9 protein-coding genes and 1 pseudogene are annotated in these 10,441 nt (G+C 70.4%); 8 read left to right on the top strand and 2 right to left on the bottom strand.

The features are described from left to right. Positions 1–170 precede the first annotated feature (170 nt). Together VF697_RS19775 and thrC are read left to right on the top strand one after the other, a co-directional pair. Complete coding sequence (locus VF697_RS19775; RefSeq protein WP_331097253.1) at positions 171–734, top strand: hypothetical protein; 564 nt, start codon at positions 171–173, stop codon at positions 732–734. A gap of 4 nt (positions 735–738) precedes the next feature. Then, entirely contained in the window at positions 739–2,061 is a 1,323-nt protein-coding gene (gene thrC / locus VF697_RS19770; RefSeq protein WP_331097251.1) for a threonine synthase, read from the top strand. A 12-nt stretch (positions 2,062–2,073) separates the two neighbouring features. Here thrC and VF697_RS19765 read toward each other — a convergent pair whose 3' ends face one another. Then, complete coding sequence (locus VF697_RS19765) at positions 2,074–3,513, bottom strand: CPBP family intramembrane glutamic endopeptidase (protein ID WP_331097250.1); 1,440 nt, start codon at positions 3,511–3,513, stop codon at positions 2,074–2,076. A gap of 192 nt (positions 3,514–3,705) precedes the next feature. Here VF697_RS19765 and VF697_RS19760 point away from each other — a divergent pair, with 192 nt between their 5' ends. The 4 genes from VF697_RS19760 to VF697_RS19745 all read left to right on the top strand — a co-directional run bounded on the left by VF697_RS19760 (position 3,706) and on the right by VF697_RS19745 (position 6,677). After that, on the top strand, positions 3,706–4,044 hold the full coding sequence (locus VF697_RS19760; protein WP_331097248.1) for a hypothetical protein: 339 nt from the start codon (positions 3,706–3,708) through the stop codon (positions 4,042–4,044). Beyond that, positions 4,041–4,715, top strand: coding sequence for a dTMP kinase (tmk, locus tag VF697_RS19755; protein WP_331097246.1), 675 nt, complete (start codon positions 4,041–4,043; stop codon positions 4,713–4,715). Before VF697_RS19760 ends, tmk begins: the two co-directional genes overlap by 4 nt. 13 nt (positions 4,716–4,728) lie before the next feature. Continuing rightward, complete coding sequence (locus VF697_RS19750) at positions 4,729–5,463, top strand: competence/damage-inducible protein A (protein ID WP_331097244.1); 735 nt, start codon at positions 4,729–4,731, stop codon at positions 5,461–5,463. A 134-nt stretch (positions 5,464–5,597) separates the two neighbouring features. Continuing rightward, positions 5,598–6,677 carry a cyclic nucleotide-binding domain-containing protein gene (locus VF697_RS19745; protein ID WP_331097242.1) on the top strand — a complete coding sequence of 360 codons (1,080 nt, stop codon included), beginning with the start codon at positions 5,598–5,600 and terminating at the stop codon, positions 6,675–6,677. 18 nt (positions 6,678–6,695) lie between these two features. Here the strand turns inward: VF697_RS19745 and VF697_RS19740 are convergent, their stop codons facing one another. Then, entirely contained in the window at positions 6,696–8,192 is a 1,497-nt protein-coding gene (locus tag VF697_RS19740) for an amino acid permease (RefSeq protein WP_331097241.1), read from the bottom strand. A 100-nt stretch (positions 8,193–8,292) separates the two neighbouring features. Here VF697_RS19740 and asnS point away from each other — a divergent pair, with 100 nt between their 5' ends. Together asnS and VF697_RS19730 are read left to right on the top strand one after the other, a co-directional pair. Further along, positions 8,293–9,693, top strand: coding sequence for an asparagine--tRNA ligase (asnS, locus tag VF697_RS19735; protein ID WP_331097239.1), 1,401 nt, complete (start codon positions 8,293–8,295; stop codon positions 9,691–9,693). A gap of 257 nt (positions 9,694–9,950) precedes the next feature. Beyond that, positions 9,951–10,441 (top strand): annotated as a pseudogene (locus VF697_RS19730) (hypothetical protein); the annotation flags it as partial.

Raw genomic sequence — 10,441 nt, 5'->3', positions numbered from 1 at the left:
GGGGCGCAGGAGCTGCTCCGCGTCACCCGGCCGCTCCGGGGGGAGGTGCCCCAGGTGGAGAAGCTGCTGGCCGTGCGCTTCGTTCCGATGACGAGCACGCCGCCCTCCTTCCTGCACTGAGGCGCGGACGCGCATTGCCCGGCTGGAGCGGGGCCGCTAACCTCTCGGTCATGATCATCTGCCCCATGTGCGAGCACCAGCAGGCTCAGGGCGCCGAGTGCGAAGTCTGTGGAAAGAAGCTCACCGCCGTCGCCCCCATCGCGGTGGCGGTGGCGGTGCTGCCCGAGCTGGAGCAGACGCAGCTCGCGGGAGGGCGCGCGCCGGTGCCAGCCGTCGCGGCCATTCCGGACCTGGAGCTGACGCGCCAGCAGGCGGTGCCGAGCGTCGCCGTCCAGGCGGTGCCCGAGCTGGACACCGGGCGCTCCGCCGCTGCGGGCAACGTCATGGTGGCGCCCATGCAGGACATGGACACGGGGCGGGCCGCCTCGGACGGCGTGAAGACGGCGCCGCCCTCGGGAGCGGTCGTCTGCCGCTACTGCCGCACCGTGCAGGAGTCCGGGGCCGTGTGCGATCGCTGCGGCATGCGGCTGCCCAAGGTGCGCATGGCGACCCCCGAGGCCTCCGCCGCGCCGGCCGCGTCCGGAGAGCGCACGCGGTGCCCGCGCTGCCATACCCCCGCGCACGCGGGCCGGGCCTGCATCACCTGCGGCACCCTCGTACCCTCGGCGGACTGAGACCATGCCCGACTTCCACGCCGAATACGCCTGCAGCGAGGGGTGCGGCTTCCGCGCCTCCCTGCTGGAGATCGTCTACCGCTGCCCGCGCTGCCAGGGGCTGCTGGAAGTGGCGCACGACGTGGAGGCGCTGCGCTCGGTGCCCGCGCTGGAGTGGAGGCGCCGCTTCGAGCAGCGCTTCGGCTCCTCGCGGCTGCCGTATGCCTCGGGCGTCTGGGGCAAGCACGAGTGGGTGTACCCACAGCTCCCGGTGGAGGACATCGTCTCGCTGGGAGAGGGGAGGGTGCCGCTCAAGCCGCTCTCGCGCATGGCGGCGGAGCTGGGGCTGGCGAGCCTGGACTTGAAGGAGTGCGGCGTCTCGCCGACGGGCAGCTTCAAGGACTGGGGCATGACGGTCCTGGTGTCGGCGGTGAAGCACATGCGCTCGCGCGGGGTGCCCATCCGAGCGGTGGCGTGCGCGTCCACGGGGGACACCTCGGCGGCGCTGTCGGCGTACTGCGCGGCGGCGGGGATTCCCTCGGTGGTGTTCCTGCCCAAGGACAAGGTGTCGCTGTCGCAGCTCGTGCAGCCGGTGGCCAACGGGGCGCGGGTGCTGTCGCTGGACACGGACTTCGACGGCTGCATGAAGCTGGTGCAGCAGGTGACGCAGGACGCGGGCCTGTACCTGGCCAACTCGATGAACTCGCTGCGCATCGAGGGGCAGAAGGTGGTGGCCATCGAGCTGTGCCAGGATCTGGACTGGGAGCCGCCGGACTGGGTGGTGATTCCGGGCGGCAACCTGGGCAACGCGAGCGCCCTGGGCAAGGGCTTCGAGCTGCTGCACGCGCTCGGCGTCATCTCCAAGAGGCCGCGGCTCGTCGTGGCGCAGGCGCAGCGGGCCAACCCGCTGGTGCGCTCCTTCCGAGGAGGCTTCCAGGAACTGGTGCCGATGAAGGCCGAGCGCACGCTGGCCTCGGCGATCCAGATTGGGAACCCGGTGTCCTTCCAGCGCGCGGTGAAGATGCTGAGGGCCTTCGACGGGGTGGTGGAGGAAGCGACGGAGTCCGAGCTGGCCAACGCGGCGGCGCGGGCGGACCGGGAGGGCACCTTCACATGCCCGCACACGGGCGTGGCGCTGGCGGCGGTGGAGAAGCTGGTGGCCCAGGGAGTGATTGCCCGGGGCGCGCGGGTGGCGGTGGTGGCAACGGCGCACGGGCTGAAGTTCCCGGACTTCAAGGTGGGCTACCACCGGGGCGCGCTGGCGGACGTGACGAGCCGGCTGGCCAATCCTCCGGTGGACCTGCCGGCGAACATCGACGCGGTCCGAGGCGCCCTGGCCGATCTCTGAGAGGCGTGTCTCCTACCCCCGGTACACGAGCAGGCTCGCGCCCATGGCCAGGGCATTGTTCACCGCGTGAGCGACGATGCAGGGCAGCAGGCTGCGCGTGCGCTCGTAGATGAGGGCGCTCGCGATGGCGCCGGTGAACAAGGCCAGCGCCCCACCAGGTGAATACATGTGAGGCAGGGTGAAGAGCGCCGCGCTCGCCATCGCCGCGTTCCAGGGGCTGAGCCGGGTACGCAGCGACGTGTAGATGAGGCCCCGGCAGGCGATCTCCTCGAGCAGGGGCGCCCAGATCACCGCGTCCACGGTGAGCACCAGCACCTGTCCGGGGCCGCCGCGTAACGCTTCTTCCAGCACCCCTTCGTACCAGTGCCCCGGACTCAGCGCCGATGCCCCCATCCCCAGGGCTTGTTCGAGCGCGATGAGCACCAGGGTGGCGACGAACAGGTCCGTGGCGGGCGCTTCGAGCCGGAGTCCGAACAGCTCCACGAGCCGAGTGCCGTGCGCCGCCGGCACCCGCCGGGTCAGGTAGTGCAGCATCGGCAGCGCGCCGAGCAGGGTTCCAAAGGGCAGGCCCTTCGCGACGAAGTCCGAGACGAGCAGCTCGAGGAGGAGGTAGTACGCGACGAGGACGAGCAGGCAGAGGACGCCAGCGCGCACCGTCATGGCGTACCCCTCGGCGGCGGACCAGGGGGCGGGGCTGACCCCCGACGACAGCCGAGGCAGGGGCTTGCGCGACACGAGCCGGGGGGCTCCGACCGCCAGACCGGCGAGCACCAGCGCGACGAGGATCCCCCCGAGCCACAGGGCACGTGTCTGTGCCCGGCCTCCTCGGTCCAGGAGGCGGGCCTCGGCCGCGCTCGCGTCCGCTTCGTTGCCCAGCCGGCGAAGGACGCGCGACGCCAACCGATCCGTGGCCCAGGTAGGGCCAGGGCGTGCCTCATCGCGCAGCAGCGCCAGCACCTCCTCCAGCGCTGCCTCGGAGGGCCGCTCGTCGGAGAGGCCGTACGCGAAGCGCACCAGCGCCGCGAGGCGCGCTCCTTCCGACCCGCGCGCCGCGAGTGTGTCGAGCCGCGCCCGCAGAAGGTCCCGCTTGTCCGTCTCGGCGAGGACCAGGGCGAGCCGCCCTTCGACCCGGACGACTTCCACCGGCGTGGCCTCGATCGTCCCCTGTGCGTGCGCTTCGAGGACTGCTCCGAGCTCCCGGATCACCTCGTCGCGTACATCGGTCGCCGGTGACGTGGCGAGCCGTTGCAGCGGTCGGGCCCAGGCGGGCGTTCGGGACGATGCGTCCGCCATTTCCAGCTCGCGATCGAAGTACTGCGCCGCCAGCGCCATGGGCTGATCGAGCACGTCGGGGTCCGGCCCCCCTTGCGCCGGGACGCACAGGATGGGAATGCCGACGAGGGCAAGCAGCACCGTGCAGAGCAGCGTCCCCGCTGGACTGAAGGGAGGCACCCGGGGCAACGGCCCCTCCGGGGGTGGTTCGTGTGCGGAGGGGTCGGCGGAGGGAGAGGGGTCGGTCGTGGACACGCGGTGCCGGACTCTAATCGGCAGCCGCCTTCACTGGGAGCGGGGGATGAGTCCACTGTGGAGACGGCCTTCCTCCGACTCGACGAGGCCCCCCTGTTCCGCTAGCTTGCCGCCCCCGTGAACGCAGATACGCAGAGTCTCCACGAGCAGCTCGAGCGCCTCCAGGAGGCGCTCTCCACGCGCCAGAGCATCAACCTCTTCGCCCATGCGGGTGTGTCCTGCATCGTCGCCCTCATCCTGGGTGGCGCGACGGGCAAGCTCTTCTGGGACTCGACGAGGGCGCCCTACGTGGCGTGGCTGGGCCTGGCGGCGACGCTGGGGCTCGTCACCTACGCGCTGTCGCGCTACCTCAAGGGCCGCACCGTGCTGGCGGACGAGCTGGTGCGCTACGAGTCGATGATGGAGCTGCGCCGCCGGCTGCATCTGGACGATCCCTCGGCGCTGCTGCCCCGGTGAGCCCTGCCCGGAAGCCGGCCCGGCGCGGGCGGTTGATCGTCCTGGAAGGCCTGGACGGCGCTGGCACCACCACGCAGGTGGAGCGGCTGGCGGCGGCGCTGCGGGCCGAGGGCCACTCCGTGCTCACCACGCGCGAGCCCTCGGACGGGCCGGTGGGGGTGCAGATCCGTCAGGCGCTGACGGGGCGGCTGGTGCTGCCCGGAGGCGCGGGACCGCTGGCGCCCGAGACGCTGGCGCTGCTGTACGCGGCGGATCGGACGGACCACCTGCGCGCCAAGGTGCTGCCGGCCCTGGAGGCGGGGCAGGTGGTGCTGAGCGACAGGTCGGTGCTCTCGTCCCTGGCCTACCAGGGAGCGTCGCTGCCCCTGAAGTGGGTGGAGTCCATCAACGCCTTCGCGGTGCCGGCGGACCTGACGCTCTTCGTGGGGGTGTCCATCGAGGTGGCGGCGAGGCGGCGGGCGGCGCGGGGTGGGCCGGAGGAGCTCTTCGACGCGGAAGAGAAGCAGCGGCGCATCTCGAAGCAGTACGAGGCGGCCATCCGCCTGCGGGGCAAGCGCGAGCACGTGGTGCGCATCGACGGGGACCAGACGGTGGAGGCCGTGACGGCCGAGTGTCTCGTCCAGGTGCACAAGCTGCTCGGACGCAAGCCCGGACGCGCGGCGGTGCGGTAGAGTCCCCGGCCGCATGGAGCCCACCGGCGCGGCGGCGGTCATCATCGGTAACGAGGTCCTCACGGCGAAGGTGGTGGATGCCAATGGCCCCCACCTCATCCGGCGTCTGCGCGAGGTGGGCATTCCCCTGCGCTCGCTGGAGATCGTCCCGGACGAGGTGGACGTCATCGTGGAAGCGGTGGCGCGAGCCCGGATGCGGGCGAGGTACGTCTTCACCAGTGGCGGCATCGGGCCCACGCACGACGACGTGACGGTGCGCGCGGTGGCGCTGGCGATGGGGCGCAAGGTGGTGCGGCTGCCGGAGATGGTGGCGCTCATCCGCCAGAAGGCGGTGGACACGCTGACGGCCGAGGCGCTGCGGCTCGCGGACGCGCCCGAGGGCGCGGTGCTCATCGCCCAGCCGGGGAGCTGGTACCCGGTGCTGACGGTGGGGGACGTGTTCCTGCTGCCCGGGGTGCCGCAGCTCTTCCGCTCGCAACTGGATGCGGTGCTGGCGCGGTTGCGTGGCACGCCCGTGTACCTGCGCGTGCTGTACCTCAACCAGGGGGAGAGCGCGGTCGCCGCGGTGCTGGACCGGGTGGCGCTGGACATGCCGCATGTGGCGATCGGCTCGTACCCGATGTTCGACCGCACGCTGGACTACGTGGTGAAGGTGACGGTGGAGAGCGAGGACACGGCCGCGGTCGAGACGGCCATGCTCCGACTCCAGGCGGGGCTGCCCGTGGGCTCGGTGGTCCGGACCGAGTAGGCCCTGTGAAGAAGCTCTCTCCGGGCCAGTGAACGCGCTCACAGCCAGGCGGGTCGAGATGGCGCACTCTCTCGACCATGAACAGGCTCTGGAGCCAGGAGACCCCGGCGGGAGCCCTGTCGCAGGGGAAAACCATGTCTGACACGCTGCGTGAGCACGAGGCTGGGGCGGAACTCTCCGAGTACGAGGCGCTGGCGGAGCTCTGGGCCCGGAATGGCTGGGGCGCGCGGGCCATCGCGCTGTGCAAGGTCATCCTCCGGCTCGAGCCGAAGCATGGCCCGGCGCGGCGGCTGCTGGCGGAGCTCGACGCCCGGCGGGTGGATCCCCTCGGTCCGCCGGGGCCCGCCGTGCGGATGCCCATGAAGCAGGAGTCGGCCACGTCGCCGCGCGGCTCCCTGCTCTCGGGGCTTGGCGAGCGGGAGCTCCAGTCGGTGCTGGAGGCCCTGGAGCCACGGGTCTTCCAGCCGGGGGAGACGATCGTCGAGGAGGGGCAGCCGGGCAGCTCCCTGTTCGCCATCGTGGAAGGCAGCGTGGAGGTGTTGAGGACCCTGAAGTCGGGAAGGCGGCGCATGGTGGCCTTCCTGGGCGAGGGGGACTTCTTCGGGGAGATGTCGCTGCTGTCCGACGAGCCGCGGTTCGCGACCGTCAAGGCCTTCGAGCGCACGGCGGTGTTGGAGCTGACGCGGGAGCGGTTGGATCAGATCATCCAGCGGCATCCCTCCGTGGAGGAGGTGCTGCGGGCCTTCTACCGCGAGCACCTGCTGGACGACGTGCTCCGCGGCAACCCGCTCTTCAAGGTCCTCACGCCCCAGCAGCGCAAGGCCCTGTCTCGCGACTTCCAGCTCTGCTCCAGGCCGGCGGGAGCGCTCCTCCTGGAGCAGGGACACGAGGTGGATGCGCTCTACCTGCTGCTGCGCGGCCAGTGCCAGGTGCTGCACCGCCACCCGGATGGACGCGAGACGCCCCTGCGCACGCTGGGGGAGGGAGACATGTTCGGGGAGATCTCCCTGGTGCTCGGCGTGCCGGCCACCGCGACCGTGCGCGCGGACACGCCCTGCATGCTGCTGCGGCTGGACTGGGGGAGCTGCGACAATCATCTCCTCTCGCAGCCCGGGGTGTTCGAGGAGCTCTCGCGGTTGGGCAACGAGCGGCTCCTGTTCACCGCCGGGTTGCTCTGGGAGTCCACGCCGCGTGACAGGGCGCCGCTCACCTGAGAGCGCCCCCCTGCGCTCCTATGGGACGCCGGTCTGGCTGCGCCGCAGCACGGAGTTGCGGTAGCCATAGGCGAAGTAGACGACGAGACCGATGGCCAGCCAGATGCCGAAGCGCTTCCAGGCGTGCAGGGGAAGGCCCTGCATGACGAAGAGGCAGGCGGCCGCGCCCGCCAGTGACACCGGCCACACGAAGGGCACCCGGAAGGGCCGGGGGCGATCCGGATCCTTCAGGCGCAGCACCGGCACGCCCAGGCACACCAGCATGAAGGCGGACAGGGTGCCGATGTTGGTCAGGTCATACGTGGCGGCGTCGTCGGCCACCAGCGCACCGAGCGCCACGAGCACGCCGGTGGCGAGCGTGGTGATGTGGGGCGTGCGGTACTTCGGGTGGATCTTCGCGGCCCACGGGGGCAGCAGACCATCACGCGCCATGGCGTAGAAGATGCGCGGCTGGCCGTACTGGAAGACGAGCAGCACGGCCGCCATCGACACGACCGCGCCCAGCGAGATGATCCAGCTGAACTGAGTCAGCCCCGCCACGTTGAAGGCGTGGGCCAGCGGATCCGACGACTTGAGCTGCTGGTAGGGGATGAGGCCCGTCGCCACCGCGCCGACGACGACGTAGATGACCGTACACACGCCCAACCCGATGAGGATGCCGCGGGGCAGGGTGCGCTGCGGATCCTTCGTCTCCTCGGCCGCCGTGGAGATGGCGTCGAAGCCGATATAGGCGAAGAAGACGATGGCCGCCGCCTGGTGGATGCCAGTGAAGCCGTTGGGCGAGAAGGGCGTGTAGTTGGCGGGGTTGATGTGCAGCATGCCCACCCCGATGAAGATGGCGAGCACCACCAGCTTCACCACCACCATCGCGTTGTTGACCCGGGTGCTCTCCTTCACGCCGATGACCAGCAGCCAGGTGATCAGCATCACGATGAGGAAGGCCGGCAGGTTCACCAGGATGGGGATGCCGAAGGCCCGTGGCGCGGTGTCCAGCAGGGCGCGGAGGGCGGGATCGCTGCTCGCCTGCACGTTGTAATAGCCGTGCGTCAACCAGTCCGGGATGTGGACCCAGGGCGAGAGGAGCGAGTTGAAATACCCCGCCCAGGCGATGGCCACCGCCACGTTGCCCACCGCGTACTCGAGGATGAGATCCCACCCGATGATCCACGCGATGAGCTCGCCCAGCGTCGCGTAGGAGTACGCGTAGGCACTGCCGGCCTGGGGGATCATCGACGCCAGCTCGGCGTAGCAGAGCGCCGCCAGGGCGCACACCCCGCCGAGCAGCAGGAAGGACACCACCAGGGCGGGGCCGGCGCCGTAGCGCACCACCTCACCGGTGGGCAGCACCTCGCCAGCGGCCGCCGTGCCGAGCGTGGAGAAGATGCCGGCGCCGATGACCGCGCCGATGGACAGCATGACGAGGTCGCCGGTGCCGAGCGCACGCTTCAGCCCGCTGGCCGACTCGCCCTCATGGAGCAGGTCGGCGATCCGCTTGCGCTGGAAGAGGGAACGCATGGGCAGGGCGATTACCACGTTCCCACCCGTCCGGTCTCCCCTCGTGGTAGAAGCCGGGGCCGATTGCCCCTGGGATAGCGGGGAACGGAGGTAGGGAGTCATGCAGGTCGTCAGTGTGAAGAAGGCGCTGGAAGGTTCCATCGCTCCGGACACGAAGGTCGAAGTGCGCGGCTGGGTGCGGACGCGCCGCGACTCGAAGGCGGGGATCAGCTTCATCAACGTGAGCGATGGCTCCACCTTCGATCCGATTCAGGTGGTCGCTCCGAACTCGCTGCCCAACTACGAGAAGGAGGTGCTGCACCTCACCGCGGGCTGCTCCGTCGTGTGCCTCGGCACGCTCGTGAAGTCGCAGGGCAAGGGCCAGGCGTTCGAGGTCCAGGCCGACGAGGTGCGGGTGCTCGGCTTCGTGGAGGACCCGGACACCTACCCCATCCAGCCCAAGCAGCACACGCTGGAGTTCCTGCGCGAGGTGGCTCACCTGCGTCCGCGCACCAACACGTTCGGCGCCATCACCCGCGTGCGCAACGCGGCGGCGCACGCCATCCACCGCTTCTTCCACGAGGAAGGCTTCTGCTGGGTGAACACGCCGATCATCACCGCCAGCGACGCCGAGGGCGCCGGGCAGATGTTCCGCGTGTCCACGCTGGACATCGCCAACCTGCCGCGCACGGACGCCGGGAAGATCGACTGGAGCAAGGACTTCTTCGGCAAGGAGGCCTACCTCACCGTCTCCGGCCAGCTCAACGTGGAGGCGTACTGCCTCGCGTTGTCCAAGGTGTACACGTTCGGCCCCACCTTCCGCGCGGAGAACTCGAACACCACCCGGCACCTGGCCGAGTTCTGGATGATCGAGCCGGAGATCGCCTTCGCGGACCTCAACGAGGACGCCAACCTCGCCGAGCGCTTCCTCAAGTACGTCTTCAAGGCGGTGCTCGCCGAGTGCGGGCCCGACATGAAGTTCTTCGAGGAGCGCCAGCAGAAGGGCGTCATCGAGCGGATGGAGAAGTTCATCAACTCGAGCTTCGAGCGCATTGATTACACGGACGCGATCGAGATCCTGAAGAAGGCGAAGAAGAAGTTCGACTACGCGCCGGAGTGGGGGAACGATCTGCAGACGGAGCACGAGCGCTACCTCACCGAGGAGCACGTGGGCCGGCCGGTGGTGGTGATGAACTACCCGGAGAAGATCAAGGCGTTCTACATGCGCCTGAACGAGGACGGGAAGACGGTGGCGGCGATGGACGTGCTGGCGCCGGGCATCGGGGAGATCATCGGCGGCAGCCAGCGCGAGGAGCGGCTGGACATGCTCGACAGCCGCATGAAGCAGTTCGGCCTGCAGCCCGAGCACTACTCCTGGTACCGGGATCTGCGGCGCTACGGCTCGGTGCCGCACGCGGGCTTCGGGCTCGGCTTCGAGCGCCTCATCGTCTACATGTGCGGCCTGCAGAACATCCGCGACGCCATTCCGTACCCGCGCGTCCCGGGCTCCGCGCAGTTCTGAGAAGTGGGCCTGCCTCGGAGTGGGGCAGGCCCGTCCCCGGCCTCGACAGGTCCAGCCTTCAGGCTCGCCAGTCCCTCGCTCCGTTCACCCTGGGACGGGCAGGGCAGGGGGCACTCGCTTCCTCTCCCCACCGTGCGCCGTGGTACTTGAGCACCCCAGCCCGGTACGACGGCGCGCCGGTGGTGGAAGTCCACATGAGGCGCGTGTGGGGGCAGAGTGGGGGGCGCGGGCGTCGTCCGGAGGCTGAGGGAGAGTCCATGACCCGTTCGACCCGGACACCGGCCCCGCGCGAGGGGCTCGCGTGCTGGAACCCGCCGTTCCTGGTGCTGCTCGCCGTGCTGCTCGGCGCGTGTGAGGACCCACCGCCTCCGCCCGAGCCGGGGAGCTGGTCGCTCGTGGCCTCCGGACGGCCCGAGGCGCTCCTGGCGGTGGGGGGCCGCTCCGAGCAGGACGTCTACGCGGTGGGCATGGATCGCGGCAGCGGTCCGGCCGTGCTGCACTTCGACGGCGCGAGCTGGCAGGGGCTCGCCACCGGGCTTCGCGGTGACTTCTGGGCCGTGCACGCCTTCGACAACGGGCAGGTGATGATGGCGGGCTCCAGCTCCACCGTTCTGCTCTACGACGGGAGCCGGTTCACCCGCATGTCCACGCCCGGGCTCGCGCGCCAGACGGTCTACAGCCTCTGGGGGACCCGGCCCGATGATGTCTACGCGGTGGGCAGCGGGCCGGGCCGCGCGGGCTTCGTGTG

The sequence above is a fragment of the Archangium sp. genome, from assembly GCF_036388035.1.
Taxonomy (GTDB): domain Bacteria; phylum Myxococcota; class Myxococcia; order Myxococcales; family Myxococcaceae; genus Archangium.
Note: the sequence above shows the minus strand (reverse complement) of the source record. Positions and strands in the feature narration are given on the sequence as shown.

Excerpts from the sequence above, each read along its gene's own strand:
- thrC (WP_331097251.1), top strand. The coding sequence starts at position 739 with ATGCCCGACTTCCACGCCGAATACGCCTGCAGCGAGGGGTGCGGCTTC.
- VF697_RS19740 (WP_331097241.1), bottom strand. The coding sequence starts at position 8,192 with ATGCGTTCCCTCTTCCAGCGCAAGCGGATCGCCGACCTGCTCCATGAG.
- VF697_RS19775 (WP_331097253.1), top strand. The coding sequence starts at position 171 with ATGATCATCTGCCCCATGTGCGAGCACCAGCAGGCTCAGGGCGCCGAG.
- VF697_RS19750 (WP_331097244.1), top strand. The coding sequence starts at position 4,729 with ATGGAGCCCACCGGCGCGGCGGCGGTCATCATCGGTAACGAGGTCCTC.
- VF697_RS19745 (WP_331097242.1), top strand. The coding sequence starts at position 5,598 with ATGTCTGACACGCTGCGTGAGCACGAGGCTGGGGCGGAACTCTCCGAG.
- asnS (WP_331097239.1), top strand. The coding sequence starts at position 8,293 with ATGCAGGTCGTCAGTGTGAAGAAGGCGCTGGAAGGTTCCATCGCTCCG.